General features: G+C 44.2%; 14 protein-coding genes and 3 pseudogenes. 10 read left to right on the top strand and 7 right to left on the bottom strand.

What is annotated here, in order from left to right; genetic code table 11:
* The first annotated feature begins 65 nt into the window (after window positions 1-65).
* From purU to ACJJIY_RS09415, 5 genes are all read left to right on the top strand, one after another.
* The gene (gene purU / locus ACJJIY_RS09395; RefSeq protein WP_444895072.1) at window positions 66-905 is read left to right on the top strand and encodes a formyltetrahydrofolate deformylase; all 840 of its coding nucleotides are present in this window, start codon (window positions 66-68) and stop codon (window positions 903-905) included.
* A 70-nt stretch (window positions 906-975) separates the two neighbouring features.
* Window positions 976-1392 (top strand): hypothetical protein, encoded by a 417-nt coding sequence (locus ACJJIY_RS09400; RefSeq protein WP_444895071.1) that lies wholly within the window; start codon window positions 976-978, stop codon window positions 1390-1392.
* Window positions 1393-1462: 70 nt separating this feature from the next.
* Window positions 1463-2194: an AraC family transcriptional regulator gene (locus tag ACJJIY_RS09405; protein ID WP_413664535.1), complete on the top strand. Its 732-nt coding sequence runs from the start codon at window positions 1463-1465 to the stop codon at window positions 2192-2194.
* A gap of 380 nt (window positions 2195-2574) precedes the next feature.
* The gene (locus ACJJIY_RS09410; protein ID WP_444926828.1) at window positions 2575-5382 is read left to right on the top strand and encodes a TonB-dependent receptor; all 2808 of its coding nucleotides are present in this window, start codon (window positions 2575-2577) and stop codon (window positions 5380-5382) included.
* 53 nt (window positions 5383-5435) lie between these two features.
* On the top strand, window positions 5436-6815 hold the full coding sequence (locus ACJJIY_RS09415) for a glycosyl hydrolase family 18 protein (protein WP_445359470.1): 1380 nt from the start codon (window positions 5436-5438) through the stop codon (window positions 6813-6815).
* Between the two features lie 145 nt (window positions 6816-6960).
* On the opposite strand, the gene ACJJIY_RS09420 is transcribed toward ACJJIY_RS09415, so the two are convergent.
* Together ACJJIY_RS09420 and ACJJIY_RS09425 are read right to left on the bottom strand one after the other, a co-directional pair.
* Complete coding sequence (locus ACJJIY_RS09420; protein ID WP_445359471.1) at window positions 6961-7374, bottom strand: zinc-ribbon domain-containing protein; 414 nt, start codon at window positions 7372-7374, stop codon at window positions 6961-6963.
* Between the two features lie 206 nt (window positions 7375-7580).
* Window positions 7581-8762, bottom strand: a complete 1182-nt coding sequence (locus ACJJIY_RS09425; RefSeq protein ID WP_445359472.1) for an alginate O-acetyltransferase AlgX-related protein — start codon at window positions 8760-8762, stop codon at window positions 7581-7583.
* Between the two features lie 179 nt (window positions 8763-8941).
* Here ACJJIY_RS09425 and ACJJIY_RS09430 point away from each other — a divergent pair.
* The 3 pseudogenes from ACJJIY_RS09430 to ACJJIY_RS09440 form a co-directional block, all read left to right on the top strand.
* A pseudogene (locus ACJJIY_RS09430) lies at window positions 8942-9115 on the top strand (transposase family protein); the annotation flags it as partial.
* A gap of 109 nt (window positions 9116-9224) precedes the next feature.
* A pseudogene (locus ACJJIY_RS09435) lies at window positions 9225-10139 on the top strand (IS30 family transposase).
* Window positions 10140-10892, top strand: a pseudogene (locus tag ACJJIY_RS09440) (IS1595 family transposase); the annotation flags it as partial. It lies immediately after the preceding pseudogene.
* Between the two features lie 1348 nt (window positions 10893-12240).
* Here the strand turns inward: ACJJIY_RS09440 and ACJJIY_RS09450 are convergent.
* Both ACJJIY_RS09450 and gcvP read right to left on the bottom strand, forming a co-directional pair.
* Entirely contained in the window at window positions 12241-13446 is a 1206-nt protein-coding gene (locus tag ACJJIY_RS09450) for a hypothetical protein (RefSeq protein ID WP_444895064.1), read from the bottom strand.
* Window positions 13447-14820: 1374 nt separating this feature from the next.
* Window positions 14821-17712: an aminomethyl-transferring glycine dehydrogenase gene (gene gcvP, locus ACJJIY_RS09455; protein ID WP_445359473.1), complete on the bottom strand. Its 2892-nt coding sequence runs from the start codon at window positions 17710-17712 to the stop codon at window positions 14821-14823.
* A 1536-nt stretch (window positions 17713-19248) separates the two neighbouring features.
* Between gcvP and ACJJIY_RS09460 the strand changes: the two genes are divergently transcribed.
* Together ACJJIY_RS09460 and ACJJIY_RS09465 are read left to right on the top strand one after the other, a co-directional pair.
* Window positions 19249-20199, top strand: a complete 951-nt coding sequence (locus ACJJIY_RS09460; protein WP_444895065.1) for an IS5 family transposase — start codon at window positions 19249-19251, stop codon at window positions 20197-20199.
* Between the two features lie 276 nt (window positions 20200-20475).
* Complete coding sequence (locus ACJJIY_RS09465; protein ID WP_445359474.1) at window positions 20476-21270, top strand: methyltransferase domain-containing protein; 795 nt, start codon at window positions 20476-20478, stop codon at window positions 21268-21270.
* A 717-nt stretch (window positions 21271-21987) separates the two neighbouring features.
* Here the strand turns inward: ACJJIY_RS09465 and ACJJIY_RS09470 are convergent.
* The 3 genes from ACJJIY_RS09470 to ACJJIY_RS09480 all read right to left on the bottom strand — a co-directional run bounded on the left by ACJJIY_RS09470 (window position 21988) and on the right by ACJJIY_RS09480 (window position 25753).
* Complete coding sequence (locus ACJJIY_RS09470; RefSeq protein ID WP_445359475.1) at window positions 21988-22893, bottom strand: WcbI family polysaccharide biosynthesis putative acetyltransferase; 906 nt, start codon at window positions 22891-22893, stop codon at window positions 21988-21990.
* A 318-nt stretch (window positions 22894-23211) separates the two neighbouring features.
* A complete protein-coding gene (locus ACJJIY_RS09475) occupies window positions 23212-24684 on the bottom strand; it encodes a nucleoside hydrolase (protein WP_445359476.1) in 1473 nt (490 codons plus the stop codon).
* A gap of 181 nt (window positions 24685-24865) precedes the next feature.
* Window positions 24866-25753, bottom strand: coding sequence for a dTDP-4-dehydrorhamnose reductase family protein (locus ACJJIY_RS09480; protein ID WP_444914586.1), 888 nt, complete (start codon window positions 25751-25753; stop codon window positions 24866-24868).

A 25753-nucleotide genomic window follows, 5' to 3' on the forward strand; every position in this document is an offset into this window, starting at 1 on the left:
CGCTGAATCGTAAAGTCGGCATAGTGTATAGTCTGGACTCTGGATATTTGGCCTGAAATTTGACCATGGAAAAGAAGATACTGCTGACCGACTGCCCCGATGATAAGGGCCTGATCGCAAAGATTACCAATATTTGCTACAAGCACCAGCTGAACATCATCAAAAATGATGAGTTCGTGGACCGGGTTGAGGGGCGCTTCTTTATGCGCACTGCCCTGGAGGGTATCTTTAACGATGCCACCTTCCTGGAAGATCTGGATATGACACTGCCCCAGGGGGCAGAGCGTCGCTTGGTATCCATAGAGCGGAAGAAACGCCTGGTGCTGATGGTTACCCGCGAGCCCCACTGCCTGGGGGATATCCTGATGAAGTGCTATTCCGGCGCTATGGATGTGGAGATCGCGGCTGTTATCGGCAATCACCCGGATCTGGAGGGGCTGGTACAGAAGTTTGATATTCCTTTCCACTGTATTTCTGCAGAGGGGATGGAGCGCGAAGCTCACGAGCAGCAAGTGGCCACCTTAGTAGATGAGTACAACCCGGATTATTTGGTGCTGGCCAAGTATATGCGCGTGCTGACCCCTGATTTTGTTGCTCGCTATAGTGGACGCATTATCAACATCCACCATTCTTTCCTTCCTGCATTTATTGGCGCCAAGCCCTATCAGCAGGCCTACGAGCGTGGAGTAAAAATTATTGGAGCCACAGCGCACTTTGTTACCGATGATCTGGATGAAGGGCCGATCATTGAACAGGATGTAATACATGTGGATCATGCCTATTCTGCAGAAACCATGGCGGATGCAGGTAGGGATGTTGAAAAATTGGTTTTGACTCGAGCGCTGCAACTAGTTTTACAGGAACGAGTGTTTATACACGGAAATAAAACAGTGGTATTTAAATAGAAACGCAGTAAACAATACTAACTTTGCGCTCGATGTAGTAAAGCAGGTTAGTGTTTAGAGAGGATTTTGAGTGAATAATAAAAATATTAGCAGTTTTCAGGCCCGTTTATTTATTGCCGCTAGCCTAGCGTTACCTATTTTTCTCAGTGCCTGTTCCAGCAACAAGCCGATTCCCGGAATGAAAGAGTCGTTTGTAACTGAGATTGCTCAAAATGGAGCTAAGCGTTTTACATTTACTCTTGAGAAGGATCGACAGGATCTTCCTCCCCCAGTCTCAAACCAGCCTAGTTCTCAACGTCGAATGCAGCGGGATACTATCGGTTTGGGAGGCCGTTCAAGTGACCGTGTAGAGCGTTATTTAGATTGGGCTCTCGAACAAAAGATGTTGGAAAGCGGTTTCTGTGAGCGTGGCTATTTTGAAATTGAACGGGTTATTTCCGCATATGGTGGTGAGGTGCGGGGAGAGTGCCGAGAAGGCGCTTTTTAGTGCCTTTTCTGCTTGCTGGATCTGTACAGTAATAAAAGGGACTCTTTACCAGCTATTGTAGATAATAATAATGAAGTCTGAATCAATATTGGAAATGGTGTCTACCCAGCAGATTATTGCGGTTTTTGATTTAATATCAGATATTATTTTTTGGGTAAAAGATGATTCTGGTTACGTAGTACATTGTAACCGAGAGTTTATTGAGCATGTTGGATGCAGGTCCCTTAATCAGGTTGTGGGCCGCTCTGATATGGATTTTTCTCCCTCTTATCTCGCAAAAAACTATATGCGTGATGACCAAAGAGTGATGGAGGGCGAAACGATTACAGATCGACTGGAGTTGAATATAGGGAAAAGTGGAGAGTTGGTTTGGTTTACGACATCCAAGCGCCCACTAAAGAATTCCACTGGAAAAATTATTGGTACCTATGGCGTAGCTCGCGACCTTAATGAAACGGTCAAAACGCTCTCCAGAATGGATAAGCTGAAAAAGCCTGTTGAATATATTAAAAATAATTACAGTCAGCCGATTACTGTCGAACAGCTAGCAGAGGTAGCCAGTTTGTCTGTTAGCGCCCTTGAGAGGCGATTTAAAAAGTATTTGGAGAAAACTCCAATGCAGTTTGTCAGAGAGGTTAGGTTAGAGAACTCCCGTCGTATGCTGGTGGACACTCAGCGGCCAATTTCTGAAATCGCATACCGTGTCGGATTTCCATCTCACAGTTACTTCAGTAGACATTTCAAGACCATGTTTGGGCAGCTTCCCGCTATTTATAGAGAAGAAGTTCAGTCTCAACTTTGAATGCGATAGGCCATTCCTGAACTACTTAGAGATGGATAATCAATAGAAGTTTTTTGTTGAAATGGTTTGGTGCTGGCTTTCTTCTCTTTAAAAATAGTTTATCTATTTGTTGAATATCATGTAAATCCATAATCGAATTTTGGCCTTTCATACCTTCTTATACCTTTCCCTTAGTGTTCTCCAAAAATCCAAACGCCGATTTTGTTCTATTCCTGTCTCAGTTTCTATTACCCCCTTATCCCGTTTTTTTCTTAGGGTTTTAGTGCTCAACAAGTGGACTGTCATTACGGGGTTTAGGGTCCCCTGACGGTTTCTCGCCCCTCTCCAATTTGGAGAGGGGCTCTTTTAAAAAACTTATAAGAAAAGAAAGTTGGGATACTATGAAAACAGTCAAGAATAATAGACGAACCATGGTCAAAATCTGGAGCCGAGAGATTAAGCAGAAATCGCTAGTCTCCGCTATTTCATTAGCCATTAGTAGCGTGGCGATTGCTGATGATATCTCTGAGAAAGACAAACCGATGGATCATATTGAGGTAATCGGAATTCTTGAGAGTAATACCAGAAACCTGGAAATTAAGCGGGATTCTAATGCTATTGTAGACGCGATAACCGCCGAGGATGTGGGCAAGTTCCCGGATAAGAATGTTGCAGACTCTCTTCAGCGCGTGCCAGGGATCACAATTACACGCAGTGGTGGAGAGGGTAGTCGAGTCAGTATTCGTGGCACCAGTGCCGAGTGGACCTTGACTCAGTTAAATGGAAACTACATTGCAACCTCTGATGGAGAAGCGCCATCTCGAAGCTTTAATTACACTTTGCTGCCATCCAACATGATTAGCAAAGTAGAAGTTTACAAAAGCCCGGAAGCTAGAATTGATGAAGGAGGAATTGGCGGAACGGTTATTCTACACAGTCGTAAGCCTCTGGAAATGGATTCTGGTGAGGGTGTTATAACTACTGAAACCACTTACTCAGATACTAATGAGCAGTGGGAACCTCAATATAGTGCTTTTTACTCCTGGAAAAATGAGAGTGAAACCTTCGGTATCCTGGCTGGCTATACCAAGCAGGACAGAACCGTAACCTCAATTGAAAACTACGCGAGTCATTGGCGATTCCATTCAGATACGGTTGAAGGTGCTGAGCGTCCGGCAATTGTTGACCAGGAAACTGGTGAAGTTTACAACAATGTTTGGGCGCCCAGAGCTATGGGTATTGGTAATCATGAGCAGGATAGGGCCAGGGATGGTTATCAAATTACCACTCAATGGCGGCCAACTGAGCGCTTGGAATTTGCTCTGAACTATTTCGGTTCCCAGTTGGGATACGATACCCGTAGTCAGAATCTCACCTTAGCAGAATGGAATGATAACCATAACCCCTACTTTGGCGTTGAGCTGGAAGGGGATACCGTAGTTACCTATGGCAACGGTGATAACGGTTTGCTAAATGCTGATAACTGGGGTGATGCTGATGTCAATGGTGGTGTTGAGGTAGAGCGAGGTTTAATGTCTCCGCAATTGACCGGGCAGGATAGCTACGGTGAATCAGAATCTCATACATTCGACCTCGAAATTCTGTATGAAGGTGATTCTTACACAGCAGCAGTGAATATTGGGCGCAGCTCTGCAAAAGGAGGTGTCTCCGAAAGAATCATGGCAAATATGGATGCACGTTATGGTTCCGTAAATAGTTGGCTGTGGTCTATTGCCGACGGGGAACCTAGCTACGAAATCTCTACAGATCTCACCTCGGATCAGGAGGCCTATCCATACTATGACTGGTTTAGTTCTGACGCTACCCAAAATCGGGATAGGGAAGATTATTATCAGCTTGACCTGGGATTTGATACCAATTGGGGAATAGTTAACAAAATCTATGTCGGTACTAAATACCGAGATCATGAAGCCAAGTCCCTAAGAGATACTTTCCTGTGGGATGACGGTATTTCGGATAACGGTGGTTATCGTGGGTGGTTGTCGGGTACCGAATGGTTCCACAACCCGGATTTTCATCCAGACACTTCAATCTTACTTGGCGGCAGCGTAATCGATAATAGCGCAGGCGATACCGGGGCTATTAACTATCTGCCTTTTGATATAGATGCGCTTAAAGCCTACGTTAGTGATAATTTTACCCGGACTGTAGTTCCTGTCTTATCCGGTACCTATACCATCGAGGAGAAAATATTTTCACTTTACGCACAGGCAGATTTTGAATGGGAAGCCTTCCGGGGTAACTTTGGTGTCCGCTATGTTAATACCGACTTAACTACCTCGACGTACGATGACATCATTGGTCAAGAGACAGATATCACCAATGCAAATAATCGAAGTGCTGACAGTGAAAACTTCCTACCAAGTTTGAATATTGCCTGGGATCTAACTGATGACCTTGTAATACGATTTGCTGCAGCAAAAACCATGTCTCGAGTTAGTTATGCTGATTTGGGGCAGGCTGAGTCTTATGGCCCCCCTGTAAATATTAACTCGCCGGATTCTTGGACCGGCCGTGGGACTGGCACTTCAGCAAATACTGGGCTAGAAGCGATGCTCTCCAATCAATTCGACCTGGGAATTGAATGGTATTACTTTGATGCTTCCGCACTTGGGGCAACATTATTTAGTAAGGATATCAGCAACCTTCCTATAACCACAACTGAAGTTGTATTACGTGAGCACAATTGCTGCAATGGACCCATTGAAGTCGACATGACCACAAAAACGGGTGGTGCTGAGGCAACTTCAAGAGGCGTTGAGCTGTTTGCACAACACGCGTTCGAAAGTGGTTTTGGTGTAATGGCAAATTATACCTACACCGACACCAGTACTTCAGGGGTGTTTGTTAATGGTGAAGAAACTGAGGCAGAAATTCCTGGAACGGCTAAGCACCAGTACAATCTTTCCGGTTATTATGAAAATGATTTGTACAGTGTGCGAGCATCTTATAACTGGAAAGATGATCGAGCTGGGGGGCTTCACCAAGGGTATAATTTATACGATAAAGCTTATGGGCAGCTTGATCTTAATGTCAGCTTTACCTTCAATGAAAACCTCAATTTCACGGCATCTATCATTAATTTAACGGAGGAAAAGGCAGAGGGGTTCTGGAAGCAGGAAAACAGAATGACTTATTATAATTACTCTGGGCGCAGACTATATATTGGTGCAAACTATAAATTCTAATACCTCGTTGATCGTAGTATTGGGTGTAGAGTGTAAGCTCTACACCATTTTTTTTGATTATCGATATTAGATTACAGAATTTACATAACTACATAATAAAAATGAGCATAAATATGAAACAATCGACACGTAGAGCAGTGCAGGCTGCTTGTGCCACCATTTTATTTCAGACTGGTGCATACGCAGATATTGAAGTGGTTAATTCGGTTGACTGTCCCTCGGACACTACAGCAGTAAGCTATTCTGAAGCGCTTAATTATCCTAATGAATTTTGTGATCTTCTCAGTAATGGTGATTTGGTTGGTTTATCAGACGGGTCCTCAATAGAACATCTGGGAAATAATTGCCAATTGACGAGTAATGAAAGTCGCCAATTATCCATGACATTGTGTAAATCCGAACCTTCAGCGCCTCAAGTTGTTAGTGGAAGCAGCTGTGCATCTGATGCAAGCCCGGTCACCTATCTTGAGGCTCAAATCTATAAGGATGAGCTGTGTTCCGTCCTGGGGGACTGGGAAATTGCAAATCTTGCCGATAATGCCTCCATGGATGGCAGCGGGTATGGGTGTGGTTCACGTAAGAATGAAATCCGTGAGCTGGGCTCAACTCTGTGTAAATCTGATACTCCTCAGGAAAGTGTGTTAGCTCCTAAAGTTGCTTACGTAGAAGTTAATAGTAATAACCTGGGCAATGCGGGCTGCTTTACAGAGAGCGATGGCAGCCAGTTGTTTGATATAGCTGTGATCTTCGCGGCAAATATTAATTACGATGGTCAGAAAGCTGTACTGCATTTTAATGACCAAGTGTCAGACTTGCTCAATAACAATTTGAGTACAGTACAAGACTTGCAAGACAAGGGTACGAAAGTGGTGCTCAGCGTTCTCGGAAATCACCAAAATGCAGGTTGGTCTTGTTTTGCCGATGAGCAATCCGCTGATGACTTTGCTCAGCAGTTGAAAGATGCAGTGGATCAATATGGTCTGGATGGTATTGATATTGATGATGAGTACTCACAGTGCGGCCAAACCTATTCTGACTCCCTGGTAAAAGTGACTAGTGCATTGCGAGAGAAAATTCCGAATAAAATCATTTCTAAAGCGCTCTGGAGTGATGCCGATGCTTTTCAGGCTGAATGGAATGGCAAGAAACTGGGCGATCAACTAACTTATGGCTGGGAGATGAGCTATTGGTTGGGCTCAAGTTGTACTTCAAGAATCCAGAAGTATATCAATCTGGGTGTTGATAAGTCTAAGCTGGGTGTTGGCGCTTCTACTGTGTTGAATAGTGCTTCTGCAGCGAGCGCTTTAGCATCATGTAATGAGAATAATAACCTTGGTGGCGGTACTATGATATTTAATGTGACTAAAGATTCTAGCAGTTACCTTTCTACAATATGGCCAGGTACTTCAGCACTTCCTAATTGCCTAAAGTAGTTCAAAAATGTTGATAGTTGTGATTAATTAATTTTTTTTAGTAAATCTATTTCGGAGTGGATTGTAAACACTCCGAAATACAATCCTTATACTCGTTTCCTAAGGCGCGATTTCTGGTTCTTACTGGATGCACCTGTATTATTCTTTAATAAAGCCCTTTTTTAAAGAAGGCCTCATTGGGGTGTGGCTTTTTCTTTGCCATTGCTTCCATATGAGCTTTCTGTTCTGCTTTCGCTTGGTTTCTCTTTTTCCTACAGGGACGACAGCGAATCGCAGAAGTCTCAAAGTCTCCTTTGGCGATTTCATACCACCATTTTTGTTGCTTTGCCGTCCATACTTCATCTGAGCCACAATCTTTACATTGAAATTCTCGATCCAAGTAGTAGAGAGGAATGTCAAGGTAGTAAGAGTGGTGCACAATTGTTGGTCTATCTACCGCAATAGCCCAGTCGGGAATGGGGCCACTGAACTGATCAAGGATCTTGCCTCTATTTAACTTCTCTATTCTTTTTCTTCGAGCTTGCTTAATTTCGGTTCTTCTTTGTTTGCCGCTTTTCATTGGGTGTTCCTTACCATTGATTGAGAGGGAAAATGGGGGGCTTTGAAAGTGGTCGAAATTTAATTAGGCCCAATAAAAACGAAAAAAGCGGGCCTTAAGCCCGCTGCCAATCCGTTAAAAGTAATTAATGAGCTCACTTATGAGCTGTTATTGATTGTCAGGAAAATTCTCACGGCTCCTTATTTTTAAGTTTTTTATGGGTTAAGTCACAATATATATTCCTGTAATTTTCTGCGTATAAATATACCACTTGGCCGAGCTTTGTGAGCAATAGACATAAGCCGATAGGCTTCTTCCATGTCCGTTTTTTCCAGGGATGTGGCAGTATCTCTAATCCTGTCTATTAATATATTGTTGTTTTCGCATAACTGGAGTAAATGATTATTTTCTAGGTTGAGTAGGGTTTTCTTGTGGGAGATTCTTAAAGTCTCTTTCCACTCTAAGTAGCTTATGGAGTTTCTACCAGAGAAAATATTCTGGAACGCAGAGAGAGTATGTTCATCTAATTTCCTGGATTCAAAACGAGAGTGGATGTAATTAATAAAGAAGGGCACATCATTTTCTGCATTTGGAGTGTTTACTAGATATCGCTCTGCATTTCCAGTTAAAATTAAATCAGGGGAAAGAGAGCTTGCTACATCTGGAAGTATATATGGTGATCTTAAATAGATTATTTCTTCAAATATATGAGATAGCCATTTCAAGCAACTTTGAAAATAACTGTCGCCAAATAGTAATATACGTTTTTTAATGGGGGCTGTTTGGTTTATTGTTAGAAATATCCCCCCTGTGTTTCCCTGCAGAGCCTTTGATAGGTTAAATCGGTCTAATTCTGGTTTTATTTCGGTGAAGCAATCAAATGAAAGAAGGTCTATAGGTGCGTCTCCTCGCATTTTCCCTAGGTCCCCCCTGTTTTGCTCGATTTTTGTTTTGTAGGTGAACTTATGCAGGTCGATACCGAGACCGTGGAGTACTTCTTGCATAATCTTATATTGGCCCAAGAAAGAGCAGTGGGAATCATTTTTGAAGTAATCGATTGGCTCAACGATATTTCCGGGGTAGTAAACAGATTTTCGAGTGTGCTTTTTTCCATAGATTGGGGTTATTTTTAGACCTTCCTGAAGAAATATATCCTGGTAGGCAATGGCTTTGGCGGGAAAGATAACATGTCGATAAGGTATGTTTCTCTTGTAACAGTAGTCTCTGTTTCTATCTATATTTAGGTTGAAGTTGTTTATAGTTTTATCGCTAAGTGTTCGCTCGCCTAGAAGATATGCAAATTGATTTTGGGATTTACCTTTCTGTCGTAAGAAAAGTGTACCATCGTCCAGGTTGAAAGTTCCATTCTTAAGATTGAATCTTCGATCTAATTTATCAAGTGGTTTCATTTTTGCTCCATATAGGCTTAATTCACAGTTGAGTTATTTTAAAATGAATTTATTAGATTAGCGATAGTAAAATTTATCATGCTTTAGCTTTCATTGTTTTAGCTAATTTCCATCCTTGTTAATTCATATAAATGTGTATGTAAATACAGTTGTTTGGTCGATTCATAAGGGAATAGATCATGGCTCGTAATAAGGTGCAGTTCCAGAAAGGCATTAGTTTGACTCAATTCCTCCAAGAATGTGATACCGATGAGCAGTGTTTCGAGGCTCTCTGCCAGTGGTGTTGGCCAAAAGGGTTTTCTTGTCCTCACTGTGGGTATGACAAGTATTGTGATATATCTAACCGAAAGCTCACATAATGTAATCCCTAGATTCCCGCAATAACCGACATGCATTGCGATAGCGAAGGAGGCCAGCTGGCTGTAGGCTAGTCAGCTCCCACACAAACAAGCCATGAATTTCATGGGAACCTATATCAACCAGCTTACCCTGAAAGAACGATACCAGATCGAAGTCCTCAATGGACAGGGCTATTCGGCTCGAGCCATTGCACTACAGCTCAATCGCTTTCATCCTTACTGTACTGAAAGCGTTCATCGTCAGGTGCTGCAGAGGCGATATGGAGCCCGTAAGTACACCTAGTTTGATTTCGTCATGAAGGTGCAAATCGACCATCAGCTAAAAAATGCTAGCCCCGAACAAGTTGCTGGTCGGATGAAACTTGAGAAATGTGAGAGAACGGTCTGTTGTTCTACTATTTATCGCTGGATAGCTTAGCTTGGTTGGAGGCTGCGGCTTCCACGAAAAGACAAAGTCTACCGAAGGCGTACAGGCTCTGAAGCAGGGGCAAAGCTCATTCCGGAGCGTATTGATATTGAAGAATGGCCTACGATTGTTGATGGAAACACCGAGCTCGGCCACAGGGAGGGCGATACGGTTTATGGCCAGGATGGCTATCTTGTGACTTTAGTTGAGCGAGTCTTTAAGTTGTTGCTCACTCGTTGCGTGTCCAACAAGAGTAAGAAGACATTAAGTCGGGCAATTAAGAAGATGCTGAAGCCGTATCAGGCAATATGTAAAACGATAACCTTCGATAGCGGAGGGGAGTTTGCTGGTCATCAAGCGATTACACAGAAACTGGGGTGCAAAATATATTTTGCAAAGCCTTATCATTCTTGGGGGCGTGGATTAAACGAAAATACGAATGGTCTACTGAGACGTTTCTTCCCGAAGGGTATGAAGATTGGTAAGATTCCCCAAAGCCGTATTGACGAAGCAGTGTTCCGAATAAACACTCGTCCAAGAAAGATTCTAAATTACTTGAGCCCACTAGAATTTCTAGCAGGCAGGCGTGTGTCACTTATGTTGGCAATCTAGGATCGATGTCGGCGTCAGACATCGATCACTTCCCGTATGATCTTCGATTCTACCAAGTTGCCCCTTGTTACTTGAGATTTTTTTTCGTCACCCAGGATAAGAAAGGCATCTCTTGTATAGAGTTGTTACGTCACTTGGGTATCTCATACAACGCAACTTGGCGCATGAAGCGCAAACTCATGCAGGTGATGATGGAGCAAGACCGCCAATATAAGCTGTTTGGCTTCGTTGAGCTGGATGATGTTTATTTCAGGGGGGGGGAGCGTACAGAATGCAAATCTGGCCGTGGAGCTAAAGTTAACCCCCTGTTGTGGCTGCGGTTGAAACCACCAAGGAAGGGCGATCAAAACGTATCAAGCTCCCTATTGTCAAGGGTTTCAGGAGCAGTGAGATTTCTGCATGGAGCAAAAAACACCTCTGTAACGGCAGCACAGTGATTTCTGGCGGTCTTGCGTGCTTCAATGCCGTTATAACTGCTGGATGTGCACATGACAAGATTGCTTGTGGTGGCGGTCGGAATTCTGTTGAGGGCCTGAATTTTATTGGGTGAATACGGTTCTCGGTGATTTATAGAGTGCAATACGTAGCACCTATAATGCAATTAAACCGAAGTAAGTACAGAGTTATTTGGCTGAATTCAATTACCGGTTTAATTGGAGATTCGATATGTCAGCACTTATTCCCCGACTTGTCTTTGTCTCACTTCGGACGCCACCGATGCCAGAACGGTTGTTAAGAATTAGCTTAGCATAGGTGTTAATTAGCTTATTTTATGAGAGGGTAAGTTAATTTGTTACAACTGAGTTGTCAGATTAATTGTCTGGTTAGTTTTTGCTATGATTTAGTAAAGGTACGCAGGGGGGTAATGGGTATAAGTGGCTGGTATCTTAGGCTTGTAGCTGGTTCCTTATCGATAAGGTTAGCAGTCGGCCAAACTTAGCACTCTTGCCACCACGCCGCCGGGCATGCAGCAGCTGTGAGTCCAAGTACGCTCATTCCGTGCTTATGAGTCTGAAGGGTGGTGGACAGATAATTGTACTACCGAAGGTTTTGCCCTCGGTTTCGTAGGAATTTTTTAGCAGCGTCTCGATATGTTGTGGTCAATTCCAACCGAACACCTCATTAAGCACATTTCTCAAATTCGATAGGGGTTACATCCTCCAGCGTTGTATGTATTCTGCGTGTGTGGTAATAAGCGATATAGGCTCTTACATCGATTATCGCATTCTCCCTTGTTGTTATAGAGATTTTCTGTTAGCCACTCCCGTTTCAGGCTGCTAAAAACGTTCAGTCGGAGCGTTGTCCCAACAATTTTCTTAGCGGTTCATTGAGAATAACATCTCATGTCGCTTCAACAGTGCTTGGTAGGTATGGCTGGCATACTGGTTGCCTCGATCAGAGCGGTGAAAAGACCTTTTGGTGGCGTAGGCAAATTGACAGCTATTAGCAATGCACGGTTTTCCAAGGCCGTTTCCATCTGGCGATCTAGATGCAAACCAACAATCCGGTGTGAATAGAGACCAATCACTAGCGCCAAGTATAACCAGCCTTGCACAGTCCAGATATACGCAATATCAGTAGTTCAAACTTGATTTTTAACACTCAGTGATAATTCCCTATTCAGAAGGTTTTGCACAATCAGAAGTTGGTGTTTTGTTATCTGTCGTCAGTGTAAATCGCTTCTTGAATTCTACTGCCAAACCTAGCTTTTTCATGATACTGTGAACTCGATAGCGGACAATTGAAAGGGCTTCCATGTACCGATAGAAAGTGTCTCTGGATACACTCAGTAGTTTGAAAACTTTGAAGCTCTTCTGCCAAATTTAGCAGTCCAGTTTTTTGTTAGATGATACGATCATTAGTATAGATTATGGAGTTTTTCGCTTTTAGGTATAGGTATATACATCAAAACTAGTTAAGAGGATGTATCAGATTTGGTCTGAATTAGTTCGCCAGAGGTCTATTTCGCGTATCCGCTTTATAGCTTTACGAGACATTAGTCAAAAAAAGGGGCGGTATGCCCCCTAATTAATCTCAAATACAGAGTAGTTTGAAATTAGAGTCAAACCATTAAAGTATATTTCAAATAAACGTTTAGTCTTTACATGGAATTTCTATACTTTTCGAGCTTGCTCTTGATAACCTCTCCTTCAGGCCGTATCGAGTGTGCAATCTCCATAAGCCCCAAAGAAGCTTTTAAATCTACAGTTTCCAATTTAATTGATGCATCCCTAAAAACATCTGCGTAATAATCGGGGAAGCCTGCATAGCGACCGGGTAATCCCGCATAGCCGATCATCAAGGACTGTATGATTTTAACAAAGCTATCAACTTGCTCCTTTCCCGCAGGCTCAGATTTCTCTGTGTTCCGCATCCGATACACAAAAATATCATCCTCAGACTTAAAAAATTCCTTATTTAACTGTCTATTACTTTCTTCAAAGGAGTAATAAATTTCATCATATTTTTCCTGGGAAACACGCTCTCCTTTACCTTTAAATTCCTGATAAATAATATCAAATACTTTTGCTCGAAGTGAGTTTGGGGTCCCATCGGCAAGATATCTAGGTGTAACCCTATTAACAGCTCTCCCCAAGGTCTGGCCAAGCTGAGTTAGAGATTCATTCTCCTTATCAACATCCTTTGATAATCCCTTTAATAGTTTTGGATCTAGTTGACAAAAAAAGTCATCAATAAGGTCGCTGTTAACAAAGAAGTCTCTAGAGAATATTCTAGGATTTATATTTTCCAATCCGAAAGCGCTTGCCCAGTTAGATAGCATGTCATAATAATTGTAGTATATATTAGATGGCTGACACTGGGCTAACATGAAATCTAAACTTTGGGAGTAACCAAACTTGATAGATGTTGAGTATAAAGATTCACAAACCGCAGATTGCTCTCTGAGGTAGCAAATGACAGAAATATCTGAAAAATATTCGGACATTAACTCAAGAGCTCTATTAACCTCCTCTTTTGTATTTACCCTTGAATGGAAGTGCTCACTTGAAATGATTACAGAGTGAACGTTTGCAGGCAGGTTGCTAAGTTCCTTGTCTAACTTTTCCTTTAGCGATTTTCGAAATATTATTTTTTCTTCAATTGTGGTAATGTTCCTAGCTCTAAAGAAGTCATCACTTTTCTCATCATTAACACAGTATGCAGGTAAGGCTCTGTTGTTTTTTACGCCGGCACATTGTAGAAAGTGGAATCCCCGCTCGCTCAAGAAGTTCTGATTTTTGAATAAAACCTCTTGTATAGTGGTTGTTCCAGTTTTCTCTGTTCCAATGTGCAGATATAACTTCATAAAACATCTCGCAATTTAATATATTAACTATAAAACGACTCTAGTGTAAGTGACCAATATAACCAATCAACTATCCTCAGAGCTCAATTAAGTTTTATGTAATCTAACCTCTTCAGGGGGCGCGATTGTACAATGTCCTTACTTATAAATTCTTGACCTATAAGGGAATCATTCCCAAAAGAGCTACTGATTACATCAATATTCGTATTCCTCATTCGGCAGGGGCTTATGGCTGATCGCTTAACTTTAATTAAGTAGCAGATTAGTTATTGATATTTCTTATTTAAGCTAATGCAGAGATACCCTCACTCTAGAATACAAGGCAACTATAGAAGTTCCAATGTGGACGTATAACGCAATAAGGCTGGCATGTCAACTCGGGTAAGGTGAGTGCACGTATTTAGGTGGAATCTTGTACGGACTTCTTTGGAAAAGCGCTCTTTATTGTAATCCGATGTAATTTTGACTAAAGGGCCAACTTGGTGGTGTTCAGTACGATAGATCATACGCTTTACCTTTTGGCGAAGCAGAATACAATCTAAAGTGCTTCATAACTCGCTGAGAAACGTTTCTTTCTCAGATGGGTATACTCATAACATAGCCTGGATTAGAAGCTCGAATTGAGTTTTAGTGCTCTTGAGGAGAGGCGTATTCATTGTATGGCTGCGATCCAACCTCAGGGTCCGGATGTGTTGGACGCGCTATATAAAATTGAATCTATATGTAATTTCGCTGGATTGCCTTTGAATGGTCCGATCTTCACAAAACAACGATCCTTAACTTTCGTCACTTATTGGGGATTAACTAGCTGAGTGCGATTCTATTTGAGGATATCAATAAACAATTTCCTGAGAATGGTATGGCACTGCATGAAAGTGTTATTGTGGATGTGACTATTATTCAACCGGCGAACTAATGGCTTCTTAATGTGCACATTGAATTGATTCATGCTGGAGTAGGAAGCTGCGCACGCAGGTTTCTTCTGAACTAATCCGCCTAAGGTGCTTGTACAAGTCTCCACCATTTGCCTGATCTAAATAAATTAGTCGGTAGATCTACTCATGATGTAACGATATGCCTGCAAGTTTCTTTAAATAGCTTACAGTCTGTTGAGGGCTTAATTCTTTTCGAGTTGCACTTACTAGCGTATTAATTTTGTAAGCTAATATGCTTACCCTGGACGATATCCTCGCAGGCCTATATTACGTTGTAGCCTTCGACTGATCATTGGGGTTTTGCTATTGCTTTCTGAGAGTGTCCGTCGTTGGTGGGTAGGATCTTTTTGAGCAAGAAGTCGAGTCCAATGATTTTCGTTAACAAAGAAAAAGCGGGCATTAAGCCCGCTTTTAAATCCACCTGTGAGAGTGTTAGATCTTAATCAGCGTAGCTCTCAATCGGAGGGCAGGAACAAATCAGGTTGCGGTCGCCGTATACGTTGTCGATACGGTTGGCAGCGGGCCACACCTTGTGCTCTTTTAACCACGCCGCCGGGCGCGCAGCGATATCGCGGGAGTAGCTGTGGGTCCACTCTTCGCTCATCACGTCCTCAAGGGTGTGAGGGGCATTGTGCAGCGGATTGTCCTCTGGGGTGTATTTACCGCTGGTTACATCTTCCACTTCCTGGCGAATTGTTGCCATCGCTTCGATAAAGCGATCCAGCTCACCCTTGGACTCACTCTCGGTGGGCTCGATCATCAGGGTGCCGGCTACCGGGAAGGACATGGTGGGGGAGTGGAAACCAAAGTCCATCAGGCGCTTGGCGATATCCTCTTCAGTGATGCCGCTGGCCTCCTTGAGTGGGCGCAGGTCAACCAAGCATTCGTGGGCAACAAAGCCATTGGTGCCGGTGTAAAGCAGGGAGTAGTGTTCACCCAGTTTCTTGGCCACGTAGTTGGCGTTCAGGATTGCCATTTCGGTAGCTTGCTTCATGCCCTGCTTACCCATCATACGGATATACATCCAGCTGATCGGCAGAATGCTGGCGGAGCCCCAGGGAGCGGCGGAGATGGTGCCGTTATCCAGCTTGGTTTCCGGTACTTCAGTCACCGGGTGGGCCGCCAAGTAGGGCTTCAGATGTTCGCCAACAGCGATCGGACCCATACCGGGGCCGCCGCCACCGTGAGGAATACAGAAAGTTTTGTGCAGGTTCAGGTGGGATACGTCACCACCGAACTGGCCCGGAGCTGCGACGCCGATCAAGGCGTTCATGTTGGCACCGTCGATATAAACCTGGCCGCCAGCCTGGTGAACCAGATCGCAAACTTCGCGGATACCTTCCTCGAACACCCCGTGGGTGGACGGGTAGGTGACCATCAGTGCGGCAACGCGGTCGCCGTGCTCTTCGATTTTGGCTTTCAGGTCTTCAATATTCACATTGCCTTTATCATCACAGGCAACCACAACCACTTTCATGCTCACCATCATGGCGGAAGCTGGGTTGGTGCCGTGGGCAGAGGCGGGAATCAGGCAGATATCGCGCTGGGTTTCACCCTTCGCTTCGAAGTACTTCTTGATAGCAACCAGGCCTGCGTATTCACCCTGGGAACCGGCATTGGGCTGCAGGCTCACCGCATCGTAACCGGTGCAAGCGGACAGCATTTGCTGTAGCTGACGGAACATTTCCGCGTAGCCTTGTGCTTGATCTACTGGTGCGAAGGGGTGCAGCTTGCCGAACTCGGGCCAGGTGACCGGGATCATCTCCGCAGTGGCATTCAACTTCATGGTGCAGGAGCCCAGGGGAATCATGGAGTGATTCAGGGCGATATCCTTGGCTTCCAGAGACTTGAGGTAGCGCAGCATCTCAGTTTCGGAGTGGTAGGTGTTGAACACCGGATGGGTCAGGAATTCAGTATCGCGCGCCAGGGCGGCGGGTACACCCAGGGAGCCCTTGCTGGCAATTTCGCTGTCCAGAGTGTGTAGGTCGATGCTGTGTTCGGTGCCGATAAAGGCATTGATCAGGTCAGACACATCCTGCAGGGTGGCGGTCTCACTCAGGCTCACACCCAGAGCGTCTTCACCAATTTTACGCAGGTTGATCTCTGCGGCCAGGGCGCGCTGGTAAATCTCTTCCTGCTTGGCGCCAACGGTGATATTCAGGGTATCGAACCAGCTGTCGTGGGTCAGGTTAAAGCCTTCCTGCTGCAGGGCGGAAGCGAGAATATCTGCTAAGCGCTGGATGCGGGCAGCGATGGTTTTCAGGCCTTCGGGGCCGTGGTAAATCGCATAGAACGCGCTCATCACCGCCAGCAGTACCTGGGAGGTACAGATATTGGAGTTGGCTTTCTCGCGGCGAATGTGCTGCTCGCGGGTCTGCATGGCCATACGCAGCGCGCGCTTACCTTTGCTGTCCACGGACACACCGATAATACGGCCCGGTGCGGAGCGCTTGTAAGCTTCGCGGAAGGCGAAGAAGCCTGCGTGGGGGCCACCGTAACCCATGGGGATACCGAAGCGCTGGTTACAGCCGACGACTACGTCCGCACCCATATCACCCGGTGCCCGCAGGGCTACCAGGCTCATCAGATCTGCGGCCACGGTTACCAGGGCGTTGGCTTCGTGGACCTTGGCAATAATATCGCTCAGGTCGCGTACACGGCCGGTGCTGCCGGGGTATTGCAGCAGTGCGCCGAACAGCTCGGTGGGGATATCTTTTTCCACGTCGCCGACAACGACTTCGAAGCCGAAGTGTTCGGCGCGGGTCTTAACTACGGCGATAGTTTGCGGATGGCAGTCCTGGTCCACAAAGTAGACGTTGGACTTGTTGCGCTTGACCTGGCGCTTACACATGGCCATGGCTTCTGCGGCAGCGGTGCCTTCATCCAGCATGGAGGCGTTGGCCAGTTCCATGCCGGTGAGGTCCATAATCATCTGCTGGAAGTTCAGCAGGCCTTCCAGGCGCCCCTGGGCAATTTCCGGCTGGTAAGGGGTATAGGCGGTGTACCAACCCGGATTCTCCAACACGTTGCGCAGGATCACATTGGGGGTAATGGTGTCGTGGTAGCCCATACCAATAAAGGTGCGGTAGATCTTATTGCGCGCCGCGATATCTTTCAGCTCTGCGAGGGCCTCAACTTCATTGATCGCGTCGGCCAGATCCAGCTCATCGGTCTTGCGAATGGCTTCGGGCACGGTTTTCTCGATCAGCTCTTCGAGGCTGGCAACTCCGAGGGTTTCCAGCATGGCCTCTACCTGTTTGGCATCGGGGCCAATATGGCGATGGATAAAGGCGTCGTGTTGTTCCAACTGCTGCAGCGATGGTTGGGTCATAAACTTCGTTCCTGTAGTCGCAGGGAGTCGTCGCGGTGCGCTCGCGGTTAAAAATAGCACCTGGCCTCAATACCGCTTTTCCTGTGGAAAGCCTCGGGCCTCCGCGTTGCGGATAGGCGAGGGTAACGCTTGGGAAAAATCGGTTTGCTGGCAGCCCCAGTGTCGCAATACGGAACCAAAGGGGGAGCCGGGCCATAGCGGCAGGCGCGCATCTTAGCAATCGGGGCGAGTAGGGGCAATCTGCGGGATTTGAGCGAGGAAACTGCTAAATTTGGGGTTAAAAATTGGGTTAAATCCTGTGAAATGGCAAATAGAGGCATTTTGTTCTAAGTGCATATTCTCATCTTACCCTGGGGCTAAAAGGATCTGCTCTCTAATAGCTCTGGATCTTCAACCTCTACTGTGTAAGGGAGTGGGAGTTGAGGGGGTTGGCTTTGGAGGAACCGCATCCATTTCTACTCTTGAACTCTAAAGGTGGATGTGAATGTCATTTCTTAACCAGCCTTGGGATCTTTATTCTTTGTGGTGAATTAAGGTATTGTATTCAAATTTATTAACTTTTTAACATTTCCAAAAATGTTAAGCATTGAGAGAAATAGACCCGATGACGCTGTCAAATTTGTGCTTTTGATGCAGTAAGACGGGTCTTCAATTCTGACTGAAATATTACGTATATTACTTTTGCGGATAATATAAAAAGTATCAATAATTCAGAGTGATAATAGTACAAGCAATATGCTGTGCTTATATCATTTGAAGGCTTTATTTAAAGGTGGAGGCCAGCTTATTTTTATCTTATCTGGTTTCACCTAAGTTATCTTAAGTTAAATGGACTGCCACTTACTGTGAGATTGCTGTGCATGCCTATATGGCCTAGCTCTCAGAACCTATACCGATTTTAAGTCAAAGTCTTTACCGCTAAAAGAATAATTCATTTGTTGCGATTTTTAATGTTTCAATAGTGTTTACTCTTTCGGGGTGAATATTAGGGGATTAAATACCTGTCTATAAGCTTTCTCAGTTACTTAATGGCTGTTAACGCAAGGTTACTGTCTAGTGAAGCTGTATTGACTTTATCTTTGGTGCGTATCGTATGATCAATAGACACTTTGAGCGATAATTTTTACCATTTATTTTTCGTTTCAATATTAACTTTAAGTGCGCTTCGTACGCAATAATTATAGGTGGCGCTTTGTTGTACTTATTCCAACAGAGTATAGATTTTTATCTATCCATCTGATACAAATTAACTAATAAAGATTTCGGAGTTATCTGTTCCACTCTATCTTTGGTGTTTTCTTGCTAGTCGCTATTTTTTAGCGATTTACTTTTCAGTATCTTGGTATCGTTTGGCAGCAAGGCTCTCGTATTATTGAGGACTTATATTTAAACTAGTGAATAGTTGGTAGTAAGTTATTTATTAATTGTAATTTCGACATCATGGGGTGGGGCGTTATGTTTGGTTCTAGGGAACCTCTGAATAATTCCAAGCCAATATTGGTAATATTCACCTACCCATCAAGACTACGATGAATTATGCACCAAGTCACCTTTGCCGAAGCAGAATATAAGCTAAAGCGCCGTATAACTCGCCGAGAGAAGTTTCTTTCTCAAATGGAAGCCCTCATCCCATGGCAGCGACTAGAAGCTCAGATCACTCCTTGCTATCCACAAGGCAAACGTGGCCGACAGCCATATCCATTGAGTGTCATGCTCCGTATTCATTGCATGCAGCTATTTTATAATCTCAGTGATCCCGCTATGGAGGATGCACTGTATGAAATTGAATCCATGCGTAGTTTTGCTGGATTGACTTTGAGCGGCCCAATTCCCGATGAAACAACGATTCTTAACTTTCGCCACTTACTGGAGCTCAATCAGCTAGGTGCAGCTCTTTTTGATGAAATCAACAAGCATCTTGCTGAGAATGGCATGGTACTGCGTGAAGGTACGATTGTAGATGCCACTATTATCTCTGCGCCAACTTCAACCAAGAATAAAAAGAAAAAACGTGATCCAGAAATGCATCAAACAAAGAAAGGCAATCAGTGGCATTTTGGAATGAAAATGCATATCGGGGTTGATGATGTGCTCGGAGTAATACATAGCATAGATACAACAGCAGCGAATTCGCATGATGTCACAACTACAGAGCGAGTTCTCCACGGGGAGGAGAAAAGAATCTGGGGAGACTCTGGGTACATTGGTGCGGAGAAACGTGAAGAGTTGAAAGAGCGGGAGGCGGATTGGTATATAGCAATGAAGCCGAGCAAGCTAAAAACTCTTCCAGGGCGTGATGCACTTCGTAAAGCGGAAAAGATCAAGGCGCAGATAAGAGCGAAGGTCGAGCACCCCTTCCGCTACATCAAACGGGTATTTGGTTATGACAAGGTCCGCTATCGGGGACTGGTAAAAAATACTGAGAGGCTGTGCTTACTGGCAGGCTTTACCAACTTAATAATAGGGAGAAAATACTTGGCTGCCTAGGGGTGGTTCGCCTGAAATCCACCTATTGAGGGTTTCAGATGAAAAATTAGTGGACTATTACGCGCAAATTACGCGTTTGTGCGTAATAAAGTGAATTTTTCAAGCAGCTCAGCTTAATTCTGGAAAAATGCTTCGTTGATCAGAGGGTCCCTAGCAATTGATAAGGGGGAGGGGTATACTCAAAAAATGTGCTGTTTAGAGCCCATTTTTGGTTGGGATATTTATGTTTTTATCTGTGTGTGTATTTTGGGTGGGTGAATTTTAAAGGAGTAAAAAATGTTAATTGGGAATGGCTTGCTTGGAAGAAAGCGCATAATGCAGGTTTCCTATGCTGATGAATTTTTGAAAATTGTTATTCCTCAGGAAAAGGTCGGTCTGGAGGTTGGGCCTCTGGATAAACCCTTTATAAAGAAGGCTGACAACAGGGTTTTCTATGTGGATTATTTTGATGAGATTCAGCTGAAAAATAAAATTAAAAATAATAAAAATAGAAGTCCAGATAAGGTTGTCGAGTTGGATTATGTTTTAAAAGGTAGAAAGTTAAGTGAAGTGGTAGATAGATCATTTGATTATATATTTACATCTCATGTGTTGGAGCACTTGCCAAATTTTTTTGGCTGGCTGAATGATGCTTCCAAAGTTTTGAATTCAGGTGGGATTATATTTTCTATAGTGCCTGATTGTCGATACTGTTTTGATGTTGAGCGTCCTTGGACTGGGCTGGGAGAGCTAGTAGAAAACTATGTGTTGGATCGAGATAGGCCAGCTCCAAGGCATGCTTTTGATCAGCGTTATTATCATAAAAATGTAAAGGCGGCTCGATTGTGGGCGGACTATTCGAACTATAGAGTTAAAGTTCCGAGAACTTTTACGGTTAAACAATCCTACGATACCTTTGATAGAGCCCTTAAAGGTTATCATGATTGCCATGTGAATCTTTTCACCCCAGACTCTATTGTGGATTGTATTGAGGGGGCGCGAAAGCTGGGTATGCATGATTTTAAAATTCTAAAATGTAGTCAAACAAGAAAAAATAAGCTTGATTTTTTCATTGCTCTGCAGCTTGATTGATGTATATGTTGGTCTAGTTAATTGCTTTTTAAGTGGTGGTTCGGTAAAGGGTTTTTTCAGAGTGATTTATGTGGAGAATATTGTAGTTGATCATGTGTTTTTATAGAGAAACAATGAACTTGATTTGCTAGTTTTTTGATGAGTTATTGTAGGGGCCCACTAAGTAGCCTAATTGAATGTGGTCCGTTGAATGCTCTAGGCGATCCAGTTTTTGCTAGGGTTTGTAGGTTGATAATCATTAGTGGTTTTGCAATATAAACACGCTCTGGAATGAGCTTTGCTGCTGTCTCAGTGATAAATTATTGAGCGGTCGACCGCTTTTTCATGCTCTTTTAGGTTTCGCTCATTCAGAAATTTGTTTAATACTAGTGTTTGTATACTGGTGGTCGATTAGTTCCTTTGTGGTGAAGTCAAGCTTAGTGCTCTTAAGAGTCCCGCGCGGTTTCTGTAAGGAAGAGCGATGAATGCTCGTAGCAGAGTAGGGGGGTGATTAGGCATATTCCTGACATTTTTTTTAAGCGATAGGGTGGTTGGGTGATAAGTTGAATTGCATTGTTTTACTAATTGATGAATTCGATCTGGTAATATTCTTTAGGAGGTGGCTAGATAGTATGGGGGCTTCTAGAGTTTCAGACTTGCTTTGTGGAGGCCAACCAGCCTATAGCTAGTTGGCCTCGCTTGAAATTGTTATGTGGATTGGCTTCAAAATTTAAGTTTTTATATGTGGCTTTGGAGCCCATCAATTGCTTCGGGAATGAAGGGTTTTGATTTCTTAACGTGTTCCTCGATCATTTTGGAATCTAATGTTCTATAAAACCTAAATAGACATGAAATTATATCATTCTGGTGGATGCGGTCGTGATTTTGGGATCTGTAATGATGGAAGTCCTCAGAAAATTCAAGTTTTAAATTGTTGTAGGTGCTTTGATATATTGGGGTAATAATTCCGTCGAGAGTCGTTGCCCCAGTTTCAGGAATAAAGGTATCTTGTATCTTAATTTTCTTTAAAATATTCTCGGCGATATATCTGAACACAGGTCTTCGAGGGTGATTGAATTGATTGAATAGCTTTTGCTTTCTATAGTTTTTCTCTATATATCTTGAGATTCTTATGTCGAGGTCCTCGGATGTTTCTCGAGCAGTGAGGTTGTTAAGGGAATTTGAAACTGGTTGTTTGGAGGTATTTGGCGTGTACAAATTGCTATCATTGATTACTTCAAAAGTATGTTTTTCACTATAGCCCTTCGCAAATAGATAGGCTATAAAATAATCATGAACTAAATTCAATTCAGCTATCATGCCTTTAAAGGTCTGAAGGTGTGGGAAATATCCATCAAAGTAAATCGAGGGAAAGGAAACTCTCAATGCGTTTGGCTTTAATTTTTTAAGCAAGTGATCGCTAGACAGCTCTTTGGGTCTATTATTGGTAGTTGCGACAGGTTGATGTATAAACAGGTCAATACTTTCTATTTTTGACAGTATAGATTTATAGTCATCCTTGCCGAGAGTCTGTGCTGGCTTTATAGGGATATACCTATAAATCTCAGAAAATGATTTATTTTCTTGTAATATGTTTGCTAGGGGTTGGGTTTGGCAGTTTCCGTATACAGTAAAGCTTTTCAAGCTTGCATCCTGTAAAATGAATTAAATTGGTACTTTTATTCTGCTAAAGGCAGGTGGTCCGCAAGGTGACTATAGAGTATAGGCTTAGTTTTTTCATTCAAGCTTTATCAGTGATTTGTGGCGCAGGTGTAACTAGTTGTGCATCATAATATTTTCTCAAGTTGTATAGAGAGGGTGATGTCGATATACAGAATGTTAATTTGGGAAGCGAGAATGGTAGCTTACTGATCTTCAATAAGTGAAGTAAGAACCTTTACCATTTGTTCGGTTTTTGTAAAGGTTAAAGGTTCTATTGTGTTAACTGCTATCTAAATTTACTTAGTTGGATTTACATCTAGGCCCTTTCCGTGCAGCATTAAAGCGATCGCGCAAGCGCTCAATCATCGCTGAGCGCGCAGCATCGTGGTTAATACCCATAACTACATTTACTGCCAAGCCCTCACCGGTCTCAGCAAAAGTAGTCTTTCCTACTGTTGGGTCAAAGGTAATCGGATCATAAGGTGTTGTGCTGTCGGTTAGGCCCGCATCTAGTTGATCGACGGTGATATAGCCGGGCACTAATTCCATTTCCAAGGTTTCAGGCTCCAGTAGTACCAAGGCAGCAATAATGTCCCACAGGCGAATAACGGCATCCATGGCGAAGTCACCATTACCCTGGAAATCCCCACCCTCAAATTCACGAATGGAACTGAGGAGTTGGGAGGTGTAGCAGGCTTCCGGAGTTGCGCGGCGCTCTGCGAGGGCTTCGATGGTGCTGCCTTGTACTTTGGCCATATCGGTTGAGTTGGTCGGAACCAGGTAGGTTTCAATACTATTTTCACTCAGGGCGTCGAAGGTCCATTGTGCGCTCAGTGGGTCGAGCAGAATATTGAACTCCTGATGGGTACTGAAGTCGCTGTCACAGCCGAAGCTGGGGTGGGAGAAAATATTGCCGCCCAGATTTCTAGATTTATCGCCAAAGCAGGCTGCTTCGTGATTCTCTGTAAACGGCTCATAATTCTCAAAGCCACCACCCATCATAATAACGCGGTCAATTTTAGCCAGCTGTTCTTCGCTGGCTTTGCCAAGTACCCGGGCCAGGGTGGTGAGTTTACCGGTGTTGAAAACTATTGGGCGTTGCTCCAGGTTATCCATCGTTTCCAGGATAATGTCTTCGGCCAGCTCAAAATTGAAGGAGACACCATTGTTACCTTGGTAGCGGTAGTGCTCCTGTTTGGCGCGCGGGATTAGGTGGTCAGTTCCATATAAGGTGGAGCCGTTGTCACGCCAGGGGCCGGGTACATACTGGCCGTAGAGATTGATACCCATGGCGTTGCGGCGCTCCAGGTTCCAGGTACCGGTGGAGAAATCGGAGGAGTTGGGTAGTTGATAGTCTTCTCTGCCGAGAACGGCCTTATCGTCATTTACCGGAGATACTGAAGCTTTGCCGTTTGCGCCGTAGGCGACTTCCTCTGTGGCAAAGTAGGCTCCGCGAATAACCTGGGTATCGTTATTTCCCAGCCATTCGAGGATGTTGTAAACAGTGTTGGCCCCGTGCGCTACGGTATTGAAAGAGTCCTCAACGACAGCCAGCTCCAGGGTATAGCGTGGGTCTTTGGCGATTAGCATCAGTGCTACGGCATCATCAAAGTTATTGAAGTCGCCAATCCAGATAATGGGTTGGGCGTTTTCGGTCTTGATGGCCTGGTGTGGTTTCTTGCTGTGAGGTCCGCTATCCGCATTGCAAGAAGCCAATGTGGTTAGGCTGCCCAGTACCAGAGCTCCTGCAGAGAACCAGTGTTTTAATTTCATTTATCCTTCCCTAAATATTCGAGTGGTTTTACTCGGCAATCCAATAGCTCCTCCCTGATCTACTCGATTGCCACCTTGTAGCACCGTTTGTTGTATGAGTTAACGGTATTACACAGGTGTGAGCCGGAACATGGCCGGCAGCGATACTTCCCTGTAGCGCTTTATCTGAAAGCTATTTAAATCAGCCTTCAATAAATGGCTTTAAATTTCGTAATAGCTGTTGCTCCAGGGGTTCACTACCGTTAATTCCCATACCTGTCAGTTTTGATTTATCCAGCTGGCAATTGTAAGGGCGTGGCACTGTAAAATTGGGTTCGCTTTCAGCGCTCAGGTGTTCGGCATTCAGGTTACAAGCCTTGGCAATAATGTGTGCGAGTTCGTAGCGTGTGCAGGCCGTATCGCCACTCCACTGGTAAATGCCTTCAAAACTCATACCACTACGAATTTTTAGCAGGCATTGCTCCAATACTTCAGCCACTTCCTCAACACTGGTGGGAAAACGAATAGCCCAGTGATCCAACGTGACTGGCTTTTGCTTGCGCAAAGTATCCAGTAGGGCGGTGATGCCGGATTCCTCCAGATAGGCAACGGGCCCGAATAACCAGGGCAACCTCAATACCCAGTGACTTCCGTTATTCAGTACCGCCTCTTCCCCTGCCAATTTACTGCGGCCATAGAAGTTAACCGGGTTGGGATTGTCATCAGCTTTGTAGGGCGGAGTGCTGCCATCAAAAACATAGTCGGTGCTGATATACACTAATTGTGTATCATTTTCGTTACAGTATTTCGCCAGGAATTCTGTGCTGCTGACATTGAGCTGCCAGGCGGTGTCGGGGCTGTCGGCGCAGCGATCAGGCCAGCGCTCGGCGGCGCAGTGAATGACAATATCGGGATTAACCTGTTGCAGGCAGGTCTTCACTGCTTCGCTATCGGACAAGTCCAGGCGAATTAAATTATCTCCCGCGCGGGAAAAGGCGGTACCGGTAACAGAAAAAACCGGATTGCTGGAAAGCTGTTTAAATACACTGCGCCCCAATAGGCCGGAGGCGCCGGTAATCAGTATTTTCAC

It is taken from the genome of Microbulbifer maximicatervae (SeqCode) (assembly GCF_052468155.1).

Bases quoted from the DNA above. Each gene is read 5' to 3' on its own strand.
- purU (WP_444895072.1), top strand. From the start codon at position 66: ATGGAAAAGAAGATACTGCTGACCGACTGCCCCGATGATAAGGGCCTG.
- ACJJIY_RS09405 (WP_413664535.1), top strand. From the start codon at position 1,463: ATGAAGTCTGAATCAATATTGGAAATGGTGTCTACCCAGCAGATTATT.
- ACJJIY_RS09410 (WP_444926828.1), top strand. From the start codon at position 2,575: ATGAAAACAGTCAAGAATAATAGACGAACCATGGTCAAAATCTGGAGC.
- ACJJIY_RS09420 (WP_445359471.1), bottom strand. From the start codon at position 7,374: ATGAAAAGCGGCAAACAAAGAAGAACCGAAATTAAGCAAGCTCGAAGA.
- ACJJIY_RS09425 (WP_445359472.1), bottom strand. From the start codon at position 8,762: ATGAAACCACTTGATAAATTAGATCGAAGATTCAATCTTAAGAATGGA.
- ACJJIY_RS09450 (WP_444895064.1), bottom strand. From the start codon at position 13,446: ATGAAGTTATATCTGCACATTGGAACAGAGAAAACTGGAACAACCACT.
- gcvP (WP_445359473.1), bottom strand. From the start codon at position 17,712: ATGACCCAACCATCGCTGCAGCAGTTGGAACAACACGACGCCTTTATC.
- ACJJIY_RS09460 (WP_444895065.1), top strand. From the start codon at position 19,249: ATGCACCAAGTCACCTTTGCCGAAGCAGAATATAAGCTAAAGCGCCGT.
- ACJJIY_RS09465 (WP_445359474.1), top strand. From the start codon at position 20,476: ATGTTAATTGGGAATGGCTTGCTTGGAAGAAAGCGCATAATGCAGGTT.
- ACJJIY_RS09475 (WP_445359476.1), bottom strand. From the start codon at position 24,684: ATGAAATTAAAACACTGGTTCTCTGCAGGAGCTCTGGTACTGGGCAGC.